The following is an 18900-nucleotide window of genomic DNA, read 5'->3' on the forward strand; positions in this document are numbered from 1 at the left end:
CACAACAGCCACGACAACCCTGCTTGCGCCGACCGGTTCCGGGCAGACGACCTGTGACTGGTGACGCCTGTGTCACTGCCGAACCCTCAGTTCAGTGAAGTGAGTCGCGATGAGCATGCCAGACACGCGCCCGCCGCTGGGTGGACTGCCCGAAGGCGGCCAGATCCGCCGCCTGGCCCTGGTCGGCACCAGGGGCGCGGTCGCTCGCAGCCGTGACTTCACCCGCCAGGCGCTGGAGGACTGGCAGTGGCTGCCCGGAGTGACCGAGGGACAGCGGGAGGTGGCCGAGGACGTGCTGCTGCTCGTCTCCGAGCTGGTCACCAATGCCAACCTGCACGCGGGCGGCGCGATCGAACTGCTGCTCCACGGCACCAAGGAGCGGCTGCGGGTGGAGGTCAGCGACGGGAGCGCGGAGCGCCCCGTCCCGCGCACGCCGTACCAGCCGTCCCGTCCCGGCGGCCACGGTCTCTACGTCATCGCCCGGCTCTCCACCGCCTGGGGGTGCGAGCCGCGGCCCCGGGGCAAGTCGGTGTGGGTCGAAGTCGCCACCCCCTGACCACCTGCCCCGACCTCCTGGAGGTCGGTATCGGCCCCGTCCGTGCCGGGTATCCTCGGCGGGAGACTGGGATGCCGTGTTTCAGCAGGTACGTACGGCGAGGGCGGGCATGGACGACACGATTGCCGACAACGGCGCGCAGCTCACGGCGCGCGGTGGGGCACCCCGCTCGGCGGGGGCCGTCGGCGAGGCGGATCTGCGGCAGTTGCTGGCGGGGTTGACCGCGGTGCGCGACGGCGACTTCGGCACCCGGCTGCCCGGTGACGGCGAGGGGCTGCTGGGGGAGATCGCGACGGTCTTCAACGGCATGGTGGACCAGTTGTCGCTGTTCACCTCGGAGGTGACCCGGGTGGCCCGCGAGGTGGGCACCGAGGGGCGGCTCGGCGGGCAGGCCGAGGTGCCAGGGGTGTCCGGGACCTGGGCCGACCTGACCGACTCGGTGAACGCCATGGCGGGGAACCTCACCACCCAGGTCCGCGACATCGCCCAGGTGGCGACGGCGGTGGCCCAGGGCGACCTGTCGCAGAAGATCGACGTGGACGCGCGCGGGGAGATCCTGGAGCTCAAGAACACCGTCAACACCATGGTGGACCAGCTGTCCTCGTTCGGAGCCGAGGTGACCCGGGTGGCCCGCGAGGTGGGCAGTGAGGGGCGCCTCGGCGGCCAGGCCGAGGTGCCCGGTGTGGGCGGGGTGTGGCGGGACCTGACCGACTCGGTGAACTTCATGGCCGGGAACCTCACCGACCAGGTCCGCAACATCGCCCAGGTGACCACGGCGGTGGCCCAGGGCGATCTGTCGCAGAAGATCACGGTGGACGCGCGCGGGGAGATCCTGGAGCTGAAGAACACCATCAACACCATGGTCGACCAGCTGTCCGCGTTCGCGGACGAGGTGACCCGGGTGGCCCGCGAGGTCGGCACCGAGGGGGCGCTGGGCGGGCAGGCGCAGGTGCCCGGCGTCGGCGGCACCTGGCGGGACCTCACGGAGTCCGTGAACTCCATGGCCGGGAACCTTACCGCGCAGGTGCGGTCGATCGCGCAGGTCGCCACCGCCGTCGCCCGCGGCGATCTGTCGCAGAAGATCCGGGTGGATGCGCGGGGGGAGATTCTGGAGCTGAAGGAGACCATCAACACCATGGTCGACCAGTTGTCCGCGTTCGCGGACGAGGTGACCCGGGTGGCGCGGGAGGTCGGCACCGAGGGCAATCTCGGTGGTCAGGCGACGGTTCGCGGGGTGTCGGGGACGTGGAAGGACCTGACCGACAACGTGAATGTGATGGCGTCCAACCTGACGGGGCAGGTGCGGTCGATCGCGCAGGTCGCCACCGCGGTGGCCCGGGGGGACCTGTCGCAGAAGATCACGGTGGAGGCGAAGGGCGAGGTCGCGGCGCTGGCCGGGGTGATCAACACCATGGTCGACACCCTGTCGGCCTTCGCGGACGAGGTGACCCGGGTGGCGCGGGAGGTGGGCACCGAGGGCATGCTCGGCGGCCAGGCCCGGGTGCCGAACGTCGCCGGGACCTGGAAGGACCTGACCGACAACGTCAACTCGATGGCGAACAACCTGACCAACCAGGTCCGCAACATCGCCCAGGTGACCACGGCCGTCGCGCAGGGCGACCTGACCCGCAAGATCGACGTCGACGCCCGGGGCGAGATCCTGGAGCTGAAGACGACCATCAACACCATGGTGGACCAGCTGTCCTCGTTCGCGGCCGAGGTGACCCGGGTGGCCCGCGAGGTGGGCAGCGAGGGCCGGCTCGGGGGGCAGGCCGAGGTCGAGGGCGTGTCGGGCACCTGGAAGCGGCTGACCGAGAACGTCAACGAGCTGGCCGGGAACCTCACCCGGCAGGTCCGGGCGATCGCCGAGGTCACCAGCGCGGTGGCCGAGGGCGACCTGACCCGCTCGATCACCGTCGACGCCTCCGGCGAGGTCGCCGACCTCAAGGACAACATCAACTCCATGGTGGAGTCGCTGCGCGAGACCACCCGCGCCAACCACGACCAGGACTGGCTCAAGTCCAACCTGGCCCGGATCTCCGGCCTGATGCAGGGCCGCCGCGACCTGGCCGTGGTCGCCGAGCTCATCATGGACGAACTCGCACCACTGGTCTCCGCCCAGTACGGGGCCTTCTACCTGGCCGGGACCGACGAGACCGCCGGAGGCGTCGAACTGCACCTGGTCGGCTCCTACGGCCACCCCGGCGGGGTGGGCGACGACGGGCGGCCCCGGCACTTCCGGCAGGGCCAGTCGCTGGTCGGCCAGGCCGCACGCAGCCGCCGCGCGATCGCCGTCGAGGAGCTCCCGGCGGACTACGTCACCATCGGCTCCGGCATCGGCCGGACCGCGCCCAGGAGCCTGGTCCTGCTGCCGATCGTGGTCGAGGAACAGGTCCTGGGCGTGATCGAGCTGGCGTCGGTGAACCGCTTCACCCCGGTCCACCGCGACTTCCTGGAACAGCTGATGGAGACCATCGGGGTCAATGTCAACACCATCGTCGCCGGCTCCCGTACCGAGGAACTGCTCGGCGAGTCGCAGCGGCTGGCCTCGGAGTTGCAGGCCAGGTCGGAGGAACTGCAGATCCAGCAGCACGAGTTGCAGCGCTCCAACGCGGAACTGGAGGACAAGGCCGCCCTGCTGGCGACCCAGAACCGCGACATCGAGGCCAAGAACCTGGAGATCGAGCAGGCCCGGCAGGAGCTGGAGGCCCGCGCCCAGCAGCTGTGGCAGGCGTCGACCTACAAGTCGGAGTTCCTGGCCAATATGAGCCACGAGCTGCGGACGCCGCTCAACAGCCTGCTGATCCTGGCCCAGCTGCTGGCGCAGAACCCGACCCGCAACCTGACGCCCAAGCAGGTGGAGTACGCCGGAGTGATCCACTCGGCCGGATCCGACCTGCTGCAGCTGATCAACGACATCCTGGACCTGTCCAAGGTCGAGGCGGGGAAGATGGACGTGACCCCCGAACACGTCCCGCTGCGGCAGCTCCTCGACTACGTCGAGGCCACCTTCCGCCCGCTGACCGTCCAGAAGAGCCTCGACTTCCGGGTGACCATGGCGCCGGGCACCGCGAGCGCCCTGCTGACCGACGAGTCGCGGCTGCGCCAGGTGCTGCGCAACCTGCTGTCCAACGCGGTGAAGTTCACCGAGTCCGGCACCGTCGAACTGCACATCGAACCGGCCGACCCGGACCGGCTGCCCGACCGGGTCAGACGGAACGGCCCGGCGCTGTCCTTCCGGGTCAGCGACACCGGCATCGGCATCGCCGAGCAGCAGCTGGAGACCATCTTCGGCGCCTTCAAGCAGGCGGACGGCACCACCAGCCGCAAGTACGGCGGCACCGGTCTCGGCCTGTCCATCAGCCGCGAGATCGCCCAGCTCCTCGGCGGCTCCATCGAGGCCCGGAGCACCCTGGGCGAGGGCAGCGTCTTCACCTTCCACCTCCCGCTGGCCAGGCCGGACTTCGAGCTCCAGGGGGAGATCGAGGCGGGTGCCGCCACGGCTCCCGACGAGGGCGAGCAGGCCGGGGCCCGGCCGCCGGTCCCCGGCCCGGCGGCCGTCGCGCTGCCGGCCCAGCGGCGCCGGCTGCTGGTGGTCGAGGAGCGCCCGCGCGGACTGCTCTCGCTGGTCGCCGAGAGCGCCGTGGCCGACCTCGACGCCGGCCGTGACACCGGCGGCTCCCGGAACCGGGTCGAGGTGGTCTCGGTGGTCGGGGCGGCGGAGGGCGCCGCAGCGCTGGCCGCCGAGCCCTGCCACTGCGTGGTGCTGGAGCTGGACATGCCCCAGGGCGCGGCGTTCGACTTCCTGGCCGCCCTGGACGGCGACACCGCGCTGCTGGGCCTGCCCGTGCTGGCGCACAACAGCCGCCGCCTGGACGCGGCCCACGAGCAGGAGCTGCTGACCCGGACCGACAGCCAGCCGTTGGAGCTGCTCTCCAGCCTGGACGAACTGCGCGAGCGGATCGCGCTGCACCTCGGCGCCGGGCGGCCCGGGGAGGTCGCCCGGCCGGCCCCGCGCCCACGGGCCGGCGACCGCCCCACGCCCAACGAGGTCGAGGGCTCGCTGGCAGGGCGGCGGGTGCTGGTCGTCGACGACGACCCGCGCAACGTCTTCGCCCTCACCGGCATCCTGGAACTCCACGGAATGCGGGTCCTGCACGCCGAGAACGGACGCGCCGGCATCGACGTGCTGTCCCGGCACCCGGACATCGAGCTGATCCTGATGGACGTGATGATGCCGGAGATGGACGGCTACGCGGCCACGGCCGCCATCCGCGCCATGCCGGAGCACGCGGCGCTGCCGATCATCGCGGTCACCGCCAAGGCCATGCACGGGGACCGGGAGAAGAGCCTGGCCTCCGGAGCCAGTGACTACGTCACCAAGCCGGTGGACGCCAACGCCCTGATCGACTGCATGCGGAGCTGGCTCCAGCTCTAGCGTCCGGGCCGCGCCGTGGCGCAACCAGGTCCCCCGTCGGCAGTCCCCTCCTAGGAGCCAGCTTCCCATGCCCCCCAGCCCCGGCGAGCCGATCGACCCCGGGCGCACCGCCGCACCCGGCAGCGTCCCCGCACCAGGATCGGACGACGCCGTGGGCCGACTGGCCACCACGGTCGCCCGGCTGCGCCGACAGGTGGACGAGGCCCAGGCTGCCGCGGGCGGCCGGGCGCTGATCGACACGGCCAGGGGGGTCCTGGTCGAGCGGCTGCACTGCGGGCCGCAGGCGGCAGGCCGGCAACTGGACGAGCTGGCCGCGAGCGCGGGCGTCCCGCTGCTGGAGCTCGCCGCCGACATCGTCAACCAGAGCGCCCAGGACGAGCTCAGCGCGATCGCCGAGGCGCTGGCGGCGGTCCCCGGCGGCAGCGGCCCGGCACCGGAGGCCGTCCGGCTGCGGACGGTGGAGAGCAGCGTCCTCGCGGCAGCGGACACCCAGGCGGTCGCCGAGTCGCTGCTGCGGTACGCCCTGGCCCCGCTGGAGGCCACCGCGGTGGCGGTGTGGGCCGCCGCCCCGGACGGCTCGCTGCGGCTGGCGGGCAGCGCCGGCTTCCCCGAGGCCGAGGCCGCCCGCTGGCACTACGTGCCGCCGGGCGTCGCCACCCTGGCCCGTCGGGCCCTGGGGGAACGGCAGGTCCTCTGGGTCCCCACCCTGGCCGGGACCCGGCTGCCCTCCATCGGCGGCCGGGCGACGCAGGAAGGAGGCCGGGTGGCCGCCCCGGCCGGCGCCGGCGGCCGGCTGCTGGGCGTCCTGGAGATCAGCTGGCCCGGGCCGCCGACCCCACGGACCCCGCAGCTGCTCCGCCAGGTCGAGGCCCTGGCGGAGCTGTGCGCCCGCACCCTGGACGGCCGGCACCCGGACGACGCCGCGCCCGCGCTGTCACCGCTGGTGGAACTGGCCGACGGGCTCTGGGACCCGGCCATGATCCTGCGCCCGGAGCTGGACGCCGACGGCGCGGTCCGCGACTTCCGCATCCACCACCTCAACGACCACGTCGCCGACCCGGCCGGACGCCCGCGCTCCGCCCTCAGCGGCTCCTCCCTGCTGGAGAGCTACCCGATGACCGCCGAGGAGGGCGGCGTCTTCGGGAAGCTCGAACACGTCCATGCCACGGGTGAGCCCTTCCGGGCCGACCGGATGGCCACCACCACCCTGGTCGACCAGGTCGCGCTGACCACCTTCGCCCGGATCAGCATCACCCGCCACGGCGGCGAGCTGCTGCTCACCTGGCGCGCCGACGACGAGGCCACCCGGCTGGCCGACCTGCTCCAGCACGCCCAGCGGCTCGGGCGCATCGGCGGTTTCGAGGAGAACCTGCAGACCGGGGAGACCATCTGGAACAGCCAGCTCTACGAGCTGTGCGGGCTGCTCCCCACCGATCCGCCGATCCCGGTCAGCCGGCTCGCCCAGCACGCCCACCCGGACGACGCGACCACCCTGGGACGTTTCCTGCGGACCCTGCTGCACCACCGCCGCCCCGCCTCGACCGCCTTCAGGATGCAGCGGCGGGACGGCAGCGCCCGCTACATCCGGGTCGTCGCCGAGCCCGTCCTGGACGCCCGCGACAATCTGCTGGCCGTGCGCGGGGCCTACCAGGACGTCTCCTCCCAGCACTGGACCGAGGTCGCCCTCGCCGCCACCCGCGACCAGCTCGCCCACAGCGAGAGGCAGGCGGCCGAGCAGGACCGGCTCACGCTGCAGCTCCAGCGCGCCATCATGCCGCCCACCACCGGCCCGATCGACACCCTCGGCCTGCACATCGCCGTGCGCTACCGCCCCGCCGAGAAGGACCACATGGTCGGCGGGGACTGGTACGACATCGTCACCCTGCCGTCCGAGCAGGTGATGCTCTCGGTCGGTGACATCGCCGGCCACGGCATCGAGGCCGCCACCTCCATGGTCGTGCTGCGCAACGCCCTGCGCGGGCTGGCCGCGACCGGTGCGGGTCCGGGGCCGCTCCTGGGCTGGCTGAACACCGTCGCCAACTTCCTGACCGAGGGCGTCACCGCCACCGCGGTCTGCGCCCTCTACGACCCGGCCACCCGGATCCTGCGCTGGGCCCGGGCCGGCCATCTGCCCCCGGTCCTGGTCCGCCGGGGCCGGGCGGAGGCGCTGCCGATGGTGAAGGGGATCCTGCTGGGGGCCATCGGCGAGGCCGAGTACGAGGAGGGCGAGGTGCAGCTGGAGACGGGGGACACCCTGCTGATCTACACCGACGGACTCATCGAACAGCGGGACCGGTCCGTCCAGAGCTCCCTGGACGAGCTGCTGGCGACCGCGCAGCGCGCCACGTCCAACCTGGACGACCGGCTGGACTACCTGCTGACCCACAGCAGCGCCGACACCGACGACGACACCTGCGTCATCGGCATCCAGCTCTCGCCGCCGCCCGCGCCCTGAACCGACGGTCGGAGGTTTCAGCGGCGGCGGGCGGGTTAGGCGCGCACTGCGGCCGGTTGAGGACTCTCCCCCGGGTTCCCAGGGCCGCTGCGGAAGGGCCCCGGCTTCCCCCCGCCGAGGGCCCTTCCGCAGTTCTGGCGGACCACCCGCCACCTGCGCGAGGGAGTTGGACGTGACTGATGCATCCCGCCTACCCGGTCCGTTCGAGCACGCCTGGGGTTGGCAGCTCGACGCCGCCTGCCGGGGAGCCGACAGCCGGCTGTTCTTCCCCCCGGTCGGCCGGTCCGAGCGGGCCCGCCGGGAGCGGGAGGCCTCGGCGAAGCGGCTGTGTGCCGAGTGCCCGGTCCAACTCGCCTGCCGCCGCTACGCCCTGGAAGCACGTGAGTCGTACGGCGTGTGGGGCGGGCTGACCGAGGACGAGCGGTTCGCCGACACCGGTCGGCGCCCGCGCCGGCGCCGCACCGGCTGACCGGTCGGCCGCGGCCCGCAGCCGCGGGCGTCCCGGCATCGTTCGGCATGCTGCGGCGGGTGTGTCGCGCCGGACCGTACCGGGCCGCATCGGCCGTGGAATACCGGGCAGAGGACCGACACGGCCAGGTCTCACGTCGAGGCGGCGAGGAACACGGGGAGTGCGAATGGAACACCGGATGCACCCCGCCGACTGCCATGCCGTCCACCGGTTCGACGGCCGGAACGGGACCGTCACCGCCGCCCGGGAGTACGCGCAGCAGTTCCTCGAACGGTGCGTTCCGCCGCTGACTGCGGCGGTCAAGGGCGACGCCCTGCTGGTGGTGAGCGAGCTGGTCTCGAATGCGGTGCGGCACGCGCCGGGCCCGTGCACCCTCGCGCTCACGGACGACCGGCAGCGGCTGACCGTCACCGTCAGCGACACCAGCGCGGTCACGCCGGTCGCCCGCCTCCCGGACCTGGTGGCCGGGACCGGCGGGTTCGGCTGGCACCTGCTGCACCGGCTGGCCCAGCAGGTGGCGGTCGAGGTGCACGCCTCCGGTGGCAAGTCGGTCACCGCCGTCCTCTCCTCGCGGACCGCGTAGCGGAACGAGTGGTGCGGGGATATCCGCGTCGGCGGGGCGGATGCGGGTACGCGCCGGGGAATGGACACCGAACAGAGGAAATTTCCCGGCCGCGCGATGGCCCGCCGGGTCCGCCCCAGCGGTATCAGGGTCCGGAAGGCGGTGCTGACCACGGTCCTGGCGCTGACCGGCCTGGTCGTGTCGACCCACTACGGCGGCCTGCTCGGCGAGCCCGGGCAGCACCATCCACTGGCGGACCGGGCGGTGGCCGGCGGCAGTGCGGTGGTCTTCCTGGTCTTCGCGCTGGTCGCGGTCCGCGGCGCCACCCAGGACCTGGTCTCGCTGGTCCCCGGCCGCTTCGGCGACACCCGGGTCACCACGCTGCGGATGCTGTGCCTGCTGACCGGCTACGCCATGGTCGTCCTCGGCTCGCTGAGCCTGCTGCACGTGCCCTGGAGCAGGCTCATCCTGGGCGGCGCGCTGACCGGGGTCTTCGTCGGCATCGCCGCCCAGCCGGTGCTGGGCAACATCTTCGCCGGGCTGGTCCTGCTGACCGCGCGGCCCTTCCACATCGCCGAGGACGTCACCATCCGGGCCGGCGCGCTGGGCGGCAGCGTCCAGGGGCGGGTCACCGACATGACGCTGCTCTTCGTCCAGATCCGCACTGCGGACGGGAACGTGCTGCTGCCCAACAGCGCGGTGCTGAACGCCGCGATCGCGCCCACCGGCAGCGCGGGCGAGGCCGATTCCGGCGGCTCCGCCAGAAAATCGGACGGAAGGTGAATGAGACGCCGGAACCGGGGGAGACGGTCGGGACGGGGTGCCCGGCCCGCCCGCAGCGGGACGGGGCGCCCGCAGGCCAGGGCGAGACCACTGGGAGGGACCGTGCACACGGGTGTGACGACGATCGATCGAGTGACTGCCCATGCCGCAGCAGGAGGGGAGAGCATCGACTACTTCCCCGGCCTCGACCTCTCGGCCCCGGACAAGGTCGCGCCGGGCGACGCGCGGGTCATGTCCAGGGTGCTGTTCGCCCGGCTGGTGGCCCTGGAGGAGGGCACCAGGGAGTACCAGTACGTGCGCAACACCTTGATCGAGCTGAACATGGCGCTGGTGAAGTTCGCCGCCAGGCGGTTCCGCACGCGCAGTGAGCCGATGGAGGACATCCTCCAGGTGGGCACGATCGGCCTGATCAAGGCCATCGACCGGTACGACCCCGACCGGGGGACCGAGTTCGCGACCTTCGCGCTGCCGACCGTCATCGGCGAGATCAAGCGCTTCTTCCGCGACACCAGCTGGGCCGTCCACGTGCCGCGCCGACTGCAGGAGCTGCGCCTGGTGCTGGCCCGGGCCGCGGACGACATCGAACAGAAGATCGGGCACCCGCCCACGGCCGCCGAACTCGCCGAAGCCCTGGACCTGCCGCTGGACGAGGTCCGCGAGGGCATGGTCGCGGCCAACGGCTACACGCCCAGCTCCCTGGACGCCAAGGCCCTCGGCGCGGAGTCGGAGGACGAGGAGTCCGCCTTCCTGGCCCGGCTCGGCAAGGTGGACCCGGGTATCGAGGGGGTGGAGAACCTGATCTGCCTCAAGCCGTTGATCGCCGACCTGCCCGACCGGGACCGCCGGATCCTGTCGATGCGCTTCGGCGCGGAGATGACCCAGGCCGAGATCGGCGCCGAGCTGGACATTTCCCAGATGCACGTCTCACGGCTGCTCAACCGCACCATGGCCCGCCTGCGGGCCGGCCTGCTCGGCGAGAGCGAGAGCGAGAGCGCGAGCTGACGCCGCGCTCCGCTCCGCCCACGCTCACACCGCCGGCTGCGCGGCGGGCAGGCCGTGGGCGGTGACGATGCGGGTGTTGCCCTCGGCGAGGTGGTAGGCCAGACCGACGACCGCGGCGTGACCGGAGGCGACCTGGTCGGCCAGCACCCGGGAGCGGTCCAGCAGCACGTCGACGGTGTGCCGGACGTGGACGTCTATGAAGTCGCTGTCCGCTTCCAGCCCGGCGGCCCGGGCGGCGAGGACGCTGGGGGTCACCCGTTCGACGACGTCGCGGACGTAGCCGGTGGTGGGCAGCCCGTCCTCGACCGCGGCCCGGGCCGCCGCCACCGCGCCGCAGGAGTCGTGGCCCAGGACCACGACCAGTCGGCAGTCCAGCACGCTGGTGCCGTACTCGATGCTCCCCAGTACCTCCGGCCCCAGCACATGGCCGGCCGTGCGGACCACGAACAGGTCCCCGAGGCCCTGGTCGAAGATGATCTCAGCGGCCAGCCGGGAGTCCGAGCAGCCCAGCAGCACCGCGAACGGCCGCTGTCCCGGAGCGAGCTCGGCGCGACGGGCGGCGTCCTGGTTCGGGTGCGCACTCGTCCCGGCCACGAAACGCAGGTTGCCGGCGAGGAGGACCTCAAGGGCTTCGGCGGGGGTCTTGAAACCGGTGGTGGTCATGACCGCAGCCTACGAGCCCGGACGCCGCCGCGCGAACAAGGGGTCGGACGGTCCCCGGAACGGTGACCGCCGGGTCAGCGGGCGAGCCGCTCCAGCGGGATCTTCTCCCCGGCCGCCACCGGCAGCCGGTTCTCGGCGTACTGCGGCTTCGTGCCGTTCGCCGTGGACGCCGCGAAGGGCCCCGGGGGTGACTCTGTTGCCCAACGGTGACGCCGGACGGACAGCGCGCGGACGCGTGGCTGACAGCCTCTTCACATCGCCGAACCGCAATAATGTTCTTGGGGGAACGATCATATGATGAAGCGTCTGACAATCCGTCTGGCTCCGGCCGCCGCCGCTGTCGCCCTGGCCCTCGGCCTGGGGGCGGCCGTCGCGCCGACCGCGCAGGCAGCACCCGTCCACCCGGTCCGGACGTCGCCGTGGCTGTCCGGCGGCGAGCTCCCGCTGTCGTCCACCTTCCACTGGAAGGCGGAGCCCAAGACGGAGTACACCACCACCGGTCAGTTCCAGTGGCTGTTCACCTGCGGGATCGGCGATCCGACCACGGAGGTGCACAGCTCCTCCGTCTCCGTGATGCAGTTCGGCGGGGCCAAGAACGTGGTGGCGAGCCAGTTGCTCTTCCACTTCAGGAGCACTGCTGTGGCGAAGGCCGCCCTCGCCAGGCTGGAGCGCGACTACTCGAGCTGTGCGGCGCGCCTGGACAAGGAGAACAGCGTCGACATCAGCTCGGGCAAGCGGCTGCACTGGACCGTCACCCGCACCGCGAGCCTCACCGAGGGGGCTGCCTACCGGGTGACCGGCCGCGACTCCGCCGGCAAGCTCGCGGACGACCCCGACCTCTACTCGGACGCGCAGGAGCTCTTCGTGCAGCACGGCGCGACCCTCTCCATGGTCGGCATCTACGCCGAGTCCTCGAAGATCGACAACGCCGCCGGGGCCGGGTCCACGCTGCGCACCATGGACTACCGCCTGATCCACGCCTGACCCCCGCCTGACCCCCGCGCGGACCGACACCGCCCCGGCAGCGTTCGCGCCGCCGGGGCGGTGTCGGCCCGAGCGGGAGAGCGAGCCGGTCTTGATCTGGCCGCAACCGGTGGCGACGGCGAGGTCGGCGATGGTCGTGTCGTACCGGAAAGGAGGCGCCGGGTCAGGCGGCGAGGAGTTCGAGGGTGTCGATCACGCGGTTGGAGAAGCCCCACTCGTTGTCGTACCAGGCGACCACCTTGATGTGGCGGCCGTCGACGCGGGTGAGCGCCGAGTCGAAGATCGACGAGGCCGGATTGCCGGTGATGTCGGACGACACCAGCGGGTCGTCCGAGTACTCGAGGACGCCGGCGAGCGGCCCCTGCGCCGCGGCGCGGTACGCGGCCAGCACGTCCTCGCGGGTCACGTCGCGAGCGACGGTGGTGTTGAGTTCGACGATCGATCCCACCGGAACCGGCACGCGGATCGAGTCGCCGGACAGCTTGCCGTCGAGCTGCGGCAGGACCAGGCCGATCGCCTTGGCCGCGCCGGTCGTGGTCGGCACGATGTTGACGGCGGCCGCGCGGGCGCGGCGGGGGTCGCGGTGCGGACCGTCCTGCAGGTTCTGCTCCTGCGTGTAGGCGTGCACCGTCGTCATGAAGCCGTGCTCGATGCCGGCCAGGTCGTCGAGGACCGCGGCCAGCGGCGCGAGGGCGTTGGTCGTGCAGGAGGCGTTCGAGACGATGGTGTGCCGGGCCGGGTCGTAGGCGTCGGTGTTGACCCCGAACGCCAGGGTGACGTCGGCGCCGTCGGCCGGCGCGCTGACCAGCACCCGCTTCGCACCCGCGTCGAGGTGGGCGCGTGCGGCCGTCGCCGAGGTGAAGCGGCCGGTCGCCTCCAGCACGATCTCCACGCCGAGCTCGGCCCAGGGCAGCTGCGCCGGCTCGCGCTCGGCGAGCACGGTGATCCGGCGGCCGTCGACGACGAGGGTGTCGCCGTCCACGGTCACCGGGCGGCCGAGCCGGCCCGCCGTCGTGTCGTAGGCGAGCAGCCGCGCCAGGGTGGCGGGTTCGGTGAGGTCGTTGACGGCGACGACCTCCAGGTCGCTGTCGCGTTCGAGCAGTGCGCGCAGCACATTGCGTCCGATCCGGCCGAATCCGTTGATGGCGATGCGAGTCATGAATGGCCTCCCTTGTTTCGGTTCGCCATCAGGTTCTCGCGCCGGATCCGCCGGTGACAGCGGCGTGATCGCCATGGTCCGAAAGGATCACGCCAGCCCGCGCCGGGCTACTCGCCCAGGGTGAAGGTGCGCCGGTACTCGCTCGGGGTGGTGCCGAGGATCCGCTGGAAGTGCAGCCGCAGATTGGCGCCGGTGCCGAGTCCGACGTCGGCGGCGATCTGCTCGATGCCCCGCTGCGAACGCTCCAGCAGCTCACGGGCCAGGTCGATCCGGGCGCGCATCACCCACTGCATCGGGGTGTACCCGGTGTCCTCGACGAAGCGCCGCGAGAACGTGCGCGGCGAGACCGCCGCGTGCCGGGCGAGCAGGTCCAGGGTGAGCGGTTCGCCGAGCCGGTGCAGCGCCCACTCCCGGGTGGCGGCGAACCGCTCACCGAGCGACTCGGGCACGCTGCGCGGCACGTACTGCGCCTGACCGCCGCTGCGGTAGGGCGCCGCGACCAGGCGCCGCGCCGCGTGGTTCGACGCGGACACCCCCTGGTCGCTGCGCAGGATGTGCAGGCACAGGTCGATGCCCGAGGCGGCGCCGGCCGACGTCAGCACGCTGCCCTCGTCGACGAACAGCACGTTCTCGTCGACCCGGACCAGCGGACGCTTGGCCGCCAGGGCCCGGGTGTAGTGCCAGTGCGTGGTGGCCCGCCTGCCGTCGAGCAGGCCGGTCGCGGCGAGCGCGAAGGCGCCGGTCGAGATGGCGGCGAGCCGCGCGCCCCGGGCGTGGGCGGCGATCAGTGCCTCCACCACGGCCTGCGGCGGGTCGTCCCGGTCCGGGTGCCGGTAGCCGGGAACGAAGACGATGTCGGCCCACGCCAGCGCCTCAAGGCCGTGGGCGACGTGGTACGACAGGCCGTCGCCGCCGGTCACCGGACCGGGTGCCGCGCCGCACACCCGCACCTCGTAGGGCATGCTCGCGCGGGTCGTGAACACCTGCGCGGGAATGCCGACATCGAGGGGCTTGGCTCCTTCGAGCACGAGGACGGCGACGTGTTGCAGAGGTGGTACCGACACGGGAAAAGGGTACGCGGCTGCCGTCGCGGGCCGAGGCGACCCGCGCCCGCCGCCCCGGGACCGCTCGGTCCCGGGGCGGCGCAGCGGTCATGCGTGCTGGACGGTGCGGACGGCGGCGGCGACCGCCTCCCCGAGGGTGGTGGCGGGCCGGCCGAGCAGGCGGGCCAGGTCGCCGCTGTCGGTGCGGAGTTCCCCGCGGGCCAGACCCTGGTCGGCGTCGGCCAGGATCTCCGCGAAGTCCTGCGGCAGGCCCTGTGCCACCAGGGCCCGGACGTGGTCGGCCGCGGAGAGGTCGGTGTAGTGCACCGGCGTCCCGGCGTGCTCGGCCGTCTCGGCGGCGAGTTGCGCCAGGGTGAAGGGCTCGTCCCCGCCGAGCTCGTAGGCCCGACCGGCGTGCCCCGCGGTGACCAGGACGGCTGCTGCGGCGGCGGCGTAGTCCGCCCGGGAGGCGGCGCTGACCAGCCCCTCGCCGGCGCTGCCCAGCAGCGTCCCGTGTTCGAGGACCGCCGCCAGCTGCGCCGTCCAGTTCTCCAGGTACCAGCTGTTGCGCAGCAGGACGAAGGGCACGCCGCTGTCGCGCAGCAGCGCTTCGGTGGCCTGATGGTCCTCGGCCAGCCGCAGGGTGCTGGTGTCGGCGTTGACGATGCTGGTGTAGGCCAGCAGTTCGACGCCGGCCTCGCGGGCCGCCTCGATGGCGTTGCGGTGCTGCTGGACGCGCACGACGGGGTCGAGGCCGGAGACCAGCAGCACCCGGTGGGCGCCGGCGAAGGCGGCTCGCAGGGACCCCGGGTCGGCGTAGTCGGCCACCCTGGTCCGGACGCCGCGCTCGGCCAGCTCGCCCAACCGGTCCAGACTGCGGCCGGTGGCGACGATCTCGGCGGCCGGGACGCCGCGGTCGAGGAGGTTCTCGACGACCAGACGGCCGAGGTGGCCGGTGGCGCCGGTGACGATCAGGGTCATGACGGTGGACTCCTTGTGGGTCGGTTGTCCCGATCAACCTCGCCCCGCTTCCCACCCTTCCCGAGCGCTGGTACGCACTATTTTGTAAGGTACGGACATGGAGGAAAGTATCGAGGTCAACCGAGTGGCACGGGGGAATCCCTCCGGCGACGTCTTCGATCCGCACTGTCCCAGCCGGGTGCTGCTCGACCATGTGACCAGCCGCTGGGGCGTGCTGGTGCTGGTCGCCCTCTCGGACGGGACGCTGCGGTGGGGCGAGCTCCGCCGGTGGATCGGGGGGATCACCGAGAAGATGCTCGCCAGCACCCTGCGCACGCTGGAGGCGGACGGCCTGGTGCTGCGGGAGGCCTATCCGGTCGTCCCGCCCCGGGTGGAGTACAGCCTCACCCGGCGCGGACGGGAAGTGGTGGCACTGCTGCTCCCGCTGGTGGAGTGGGTGGCCGCGACCAGCACGGCGGACGCCGGGGCCGGGGAGCCCACCGGCTGACCGTGGCCCACCGGTACCGGGGGAGCAGCAGCGGCTCGGCACGGGCTCGGGCAGCAGACCGCGATGTCGGGGAGTCTGCGCAAGGTCTCCTTGTCCCCGGGGCTCAGTCCGTCCCGGGCCGTCCGAGCGCCTCGGCATTGCGGGCGCACCAGTCGGCGAACGTTCGCGGCCGACGTCCGAGCAGTTGCCGCACGGTGTCCGTCCGCAGTCCGACGGTGTCGGCGCGCATCCGGGTGAACCCCTCGGTGAGGGCGTCGGCGAGGGCCTGGGGCGCCCCGTGGGGGAAGCGGGAGCGGACGACCTCGGCCGGGGTGGCGGCCTCGCGGACCTCGATGTCGCGGCCGATCGTCTCGGCGATGATCCGGACCTGCTCGGCGACGGTGAAGAGCTCGTCGCCGGTCAGGGTGTAGCCCTTGTCCTGGTGGCCGTCCTCGGTCAGGGCGAGGGCGGCGACCGCGGCGATGTCCGCGGGGTCGATCGGCGCGAAGCGGCCCGGGCCGGTCGGGTCCAGGACGAAGCCCTCCTTGCGGATGGTGGGCAGCCAGTCGAGGGTGTTGGTCATGAAGGCGCCGGGCCGCAGGAAGGTGGCGGGTATGCCGCCGGCGCGGACGGCCTCCTCGCGCTGGTGGTGCCAGCGCGCCATCGCGGGTACCGGGTCGAGCAGGACGTGGGCGGAGGAGAGGAGCACGATGTGGCGCACGCCGGCGGCCCGGGCGGCGTCGATCGCGGCGGTGGCGTGGTCGGTGCCGGTGCCCTGGGTGAGCAGGAACAGCTTGTCCACACCGTCGAAGGCGGGGGCCAGGGTCGCCGGGTCCCCGAGGTCGCCGACGGCGCGTTCGGCGCGCTCGGGCAGTCCGGCGGCGCGGGCGGGATCGCGGACGAGGATGCGGAAGTCGGCGCCGACGGCGTCGAGCTCCCGGGTGAGCTCGCGGCCGATGTTCCCGGTGGCTGCGGTGACCAGTATCATCGAGGCTCCTTCGAAGTCGTTTGCCGTCTAGCGATTTCCGGGAAGACGTTAGCCGGTAAGTGATTAGCCGTCAATCGACTTGCTCGCGGGCCGATCGGCTGGTCCGCACGACCTGGGAGGCCGCGGTGGTTGAGTTCCTGGACCTGCACAGCAGGACGTCGAAGGTGCTCCGGGTCCTGTCCGACGGGGCCATGCGGCGCCACGGGCTGCACCTGGGACAGAACTACCTGCTCGCGGCGCTCTGGGAGCAGGACGGCGGCACGCCGGGTGAGCTCGCCACCGCGCTGAACGTCACCACGCCCACCGTCGTCAAGATGGCCGACCGGATGACCGCCGCCGGGCTGCTCACCCGTCGCCGCGACGACCGGGACAACCGGCTGGTGCGGCTCTGGCTCACCGACGCGGGGCGGGCGCTGCAGCAGCCGGTCGAGGCGGAGCGGCGCTCGATCGAGGAGAGGGTCACCGCGGACCTCACCGACACCGAGCGCGAGCACCTGATGCGGGCGCTGGCGAAGGTCTACCGGTCGGCGAGCGAGCTGTTGCGGGAACCCGCCGACCGGGACCCGGCCACCGGCTGACCCGGCTCGCGGCGGATTCGGCCGAGCCCTGCGCGGCCGGCCGCCCGCCGAGCTGGAGGGCTTCGGGCTGATCGCGCGCGGCATCCCCGACCCGCGCGGCTTCTCCCTGCTGGCCATGGTGCTCGGCCTGTTCGAGACGGGGCAGCTGGAGCGCGCGGCGGGCCTCTTCGAGGCCGACGCCGGGCACCCGCCCGGGGTCCTGCCGCAGGGGCAGCCGATCCGGATCCTGCTGATCGGGCGGCGGAGTCCGTGGGTCCGCCCCGGAGTCAGCTGTCCGGGCTCTCGTCCGGCCGGTCCGGCGACTCGGGCGCGGGATCGTCGAAGTGACTGTCGACCGACTGCTCGGGGCGGCGGCGCTCCTGCTCGGCGACGGCGTCCAGGACCTTCTTGTCCGCGTGGGTGAGCGGGGGCTGCATGATGCCCCGGGGCCACAGGCGCCGGGCGTGGACCACGTTGGCCTCGGCGGCGTAGACGGTCAGCTGGGCGCCGAGGTAGATCCACCACAGCAGTCCCAGGACGGTCGCGAACAGGCCGTAGACCTGGGTGGAGTGGCGCAGCTCGTGGGCGATCAGCACGCCGCCGCAGGCCTGGAGGAGGGTCCAGGCGGGGCCGGCGGCCAGGCATCCCGGCAGCAGCCGGCGCCAGCGGATCTGACGTGGCGTGAGGATCCGGAAGCAGGCCAGGTACAGGCCGGCGTTGAGGGCGGCGGAGGCCAGTAGTCCCAGCACGGTGGCGGTCGTGCCGCGGCCGGTGGTGGCCAGCAGCCCGGTGGCGGCGGAGGTGAGCAGCAGCCCCAGCCCCAGGGTGACGATCAGCAGCAGGGAGCGGGCCAGCCGCGGCCAGTACGCGGGGCGTCGGGTGCCGGGGATGTTCCAGACCTGCGCCATGGCGAACTGCAGGGTCTGCGCGATGCCCAGGGAGCCGTAGAGCAGGCCGAGGCAGCCGACGGTGACCGCCAGGGCGCTGCCCTGCAGGGAGTGCACGTTTCCGCGCAACTGGTCGCCGATGATGGGGAAGTCCGCCAGCGCCGAGTTCAGCACGTCGTGCTGCAGCTGCGGGTTGCCGCGCAGCGCGAAGCCGAGGGCGGTCGTCAGGAGCAGCAGCAGTGGGAACAGGGCGGCGAAGCCGTAGTAGGTGATCAGCACGGCGAGGTGTCCGCCCCGGTCGTCCCCGTACTTCTTGACCACGCCGAGGGTGAAGGCCGCCGGGGTGTGCCGCTGCTGCCAGCGGTCGGCGCCCCGCAGGAGCCGCTCCGGCCCCTTCATGCGAGCACGCTGCGGACCGCGTCCGCCGTGTCGTTCCGCGGATTCCTCCGGGACCTGCCCATGTCGTGCACCTCCGTGCCATCGCTGTCGCGCTGGGCGTCTACCCCGGAACCGCGCCCGGCATCACGCCGCCGTGGCCTCCGGACCGACAGGTTTCGCCGACGCTGGGCGGGTAGGCGTCCAGTGCGGCGGCCCGGACGGGACGATCCCTCCCCGGGGTCCCCAGGACCGCCCCGGAAGGGCCCTCGGCTCCCCCGCCGAGGGCCCTCCCGTCTGCCAGTACGGGCGAAACCGTGCCACGAGCCGGCCGCTCCGTGCGGATCGACCGCTACCGAAGGAAAGACCATGATCAAGGTTCTGCTGGTGCTGCTGTGCCTGGTGCTGCCGTTTCTGGCAGTCCTGATCAAGGAAGGGCCGTGCCTGAAGGTCCTCTGGGCGTTCCTGCTGCAGTTGTGCGGCCATGTGCCGGGCGTCGTCTACGGCATCTACCAGGTCGTCAAGGACTGAG

Annotated in this window: 17 protein-coding genes and 1 pseudogene; 11 read left to right on the plus strand and 7 right to left on the minus strand. The window is 72.7% G+C overall.

The genetic code is table 11. The annotated features are described in order from the left end of the window. Positions 1–115: 115 nt before the first annotated feature. From BS75_RS39200 to BS75_RS39230, 7 genes are all read left to right on the plus strand, one after another. Positions 116–556: an ATP-binding protein gene (locus BS75_RS39200; RefSeq protein ID WP_034094684.1), complete on the plus strand. Its 441-nt coding sequence runs from the start codon at positions 116–118 to the stop codon at positions 554–556. 109 nt (positions 557–665) lie between these two features. Next, entirely contained in the window at positions 666–4994 is a 4329-nt protein-coding gene (locus tag BS75_RS39205) for a HAMP domain-containing protein (protein WP_081983054.1), read from the plus strand. A gap of 67 nt (positions 4995–5061) precedes the next feature. Then, the gene (locus BS75_RS39210) at positions 5062–7449 is read left to right on the plus strand and encodes a SpoIIE family protein phosphatase (RefSeq protein WP_052070293.1); all 2388 of its coding nucleotides are present in this window, start codon (positions 5062–5064) and stop codon (positions 7447–7449) included. A 172-nt stretch (positions 7450–7621) separates the two neighbouring features. Further along, complete coding sequence (locus BS75_RS39215) at positions 7622–7918, plus strand: WhiB family transcriptional regulator (protein WP_034091623.1); 297 nt, start codon at positions 7622–7624, stop codon at positions 7916–7918. 166 nt (positions 7919–8084) lie between these two features. After that, positions 8085–8501, plus strand: coding sequence for an ATP-binding protein (locus tag BS75_RS39220; protein ID WP_052070294.1), 417 nt, complete (start codon positions 8085–8087; stop codon positions 8499–8501). A gap of 60 nt (positions 8502–8561) precedes the next feature. Beyond that, positions 8562–9263: a mechanosensitive ion channel domain-containing protein gene (locus tag BS75_RS39225; protein ID WP_082014034.1), complete on the plus strand. Its 702-nt coding sequence runs from the start codon at positions 8562–8564 to the stop codon at positions 9261–9263. Continuing rightward, a complete protein-coding gene (locus BS75_RS39230) occupies positions 9264–10265 on the plus strand; it encodes a SigB/SigF/SigG family RNA polymerase sigma factor (protein WP_081983055.1) in 1002 nt (333 codons plus the stop codon). A 24-nt stretch (positions 10266–10289) separates the two neighbouring features. On the opposite strand, the gene BS75_RS39235 is transcribed toward BS75_RS39230, so the two are convergent. Further along, a complete protein-coding gene (locus tag BS75_RS39235; protein ID WP_034091624.1) occupies positions 10290–10928 on the minus strand; it encodes a carbonic anhydrase in 639 nt (212 codons plus the stop codon). 297 nt (positions 10929–11225) lie between these two features. Here BS75_RS39235 and BS75_RS39240 point away from each other — a divergent pair, with 297 nt between their 5' ends. Further along, on the plus strand, positions 11226–11912 hold the full coding sequence (locus tag BS75_RS39240; protein ID WP_152646017.1) for a hypothetical protein: 687 nt from the start codon (positions 11226–11228) through the stop codon (positions 11910–11912). Positions 11913–11975: 63 nt separating this feature from the next. Here BS75_RS39240 and BS75_RS48860 read toward each other — a convergent pair. From BS75_RS48860 to BS75_RS39255, 4 genes and pseudogenes are all read right to left on the minus strand, one after another. After that, positions 11976–12053 (minus strand): annotated as a pseudogene (locus BS75_RS48860) (hypothetical protein); the annotation flags it as partial. Positions 12054–12075: 22 nt separating this feature from the next. Further along, on the minus strand, positions 12076–13071 hold the full coding sequence (gap, locus tag BS75_RS39245) for a type I glyceraldehyde-3-phosphate dehydrogenase (protein WP_034091626.1): 996 nt from the start codon (positions 13069–13071) through the stop codon (positions 12076–12078). A 107-nt stretch (positions 13072–13178) separates the two neighbouring features. Continuing rightward, positions 13179–14135: a GlxA family transcriptional regulator gene (locus BS75_RS39250; RefSeq protein ID WP_034091627.1), complete on the minus strand. Its 957-nt coding sequence runs from the start codon at positions 14133–14135 to the stop codon at positions 13179–13181. Between the two features lie 87 nt (positions 14136–14222). Next, positions 14223–15095, minus strand: coding sequence for an SDR family oxidoreductase (locus BS75_RS39255; RefSeq protein WP_034091628.1), 873 nt, complete (start codon positions 15093–15095; stop codon positions 14223–14225). Between the two features lie 97 nt (positions 15096–15192). Between BS75_RS39255 and BS75_RS39260 the strand changes: the two genes are divergently transcribed. Further along, positions 15193–15582 carry a winged helix-turn-helix transcriptional regulator gene (locus tag BS75_RS39260; RefSeq protein ID WP_034091629.1) on the plus strand — a complete coding sequence of 130 codons (390 nt, stop codon included), beginning with the start codon at positions 15193–15195 and terminating at the stop codon, positions 15580–15582. A gap of 103 nt (positions 15583–15685) precedes the next feature. Here BS75_RS39260 and BS75_RS39265 read toward each other — a convergent pair whose 3' ends face one another. Further along, positions 15686–16549 (minus strand): NAD(P)H-binding protein, encoded by an 864-nt coding sequence (locus tag BS75_RS39265; RefSeq protein ID WP_034091630.1) that lies wholly within the window; start codon positions 16547–16549, stop codon positions 15686–15688. A 125-nt stretch (positions 16550–16674) separates the two neighbouring features. Between BS75_RS39265 and BS75_RS39270 the strand changes: the two genes are divergently transcribed. After that, positions 16675–17127, plus strand: a complete 453-nt coding sequence (locus tag BS75_RS39270; protein ID WP_034091631.1) for a MarR family winged helix-turn-helix transcriptional regulator — start codon at positions 16675–16677, stop codon at positions 17125–17127. A 266-nt stretch (positions 17128–17393) separates the two neighbouring features. Here BS75_RS39270 and BS75_RS39275 read toward each other — a convergent pair whose 3' ends face one another. Continuing rightward, complete coding sequence (locus BS75_RS39275) at positions 17394–18392, minus strand: YihY/virulence factor BrkB family protein (protein WP_042438926.1); 999 nt, start codon at positions 18390–18392, stop codon at positions 17394–17396. Positions 18393–18737: 345 nt separating this feature from the next. Here BS75_RS39275 and BS75_RS49685 point away from each other — a divergent pair, with 345 nt between their 5' ends. After that, positions 18738–18899, plus strand: coding sequence for a YqaE/Pmp3 family membrane protein (locus tag BS75_RS49685; RefSeq protein ID WP_160312281.1), 162 nt, complete (start codon positions 18738–18740; stop codon positions 18897–18899). Position 18900: the final 1 nt, after the last annotated feature.

The sequence above is a fragment of the Streptacidiphilus albus JL83 genome, assembly GCF_000744705.1.
Taxonomy (GTDB): domain Bacteria; phylum Actinomycetota; class Actinomycetes; order Streptomycetales; family Streptomycetaceae; genus Streptacidiphilus; species Streptacidiphilus albus.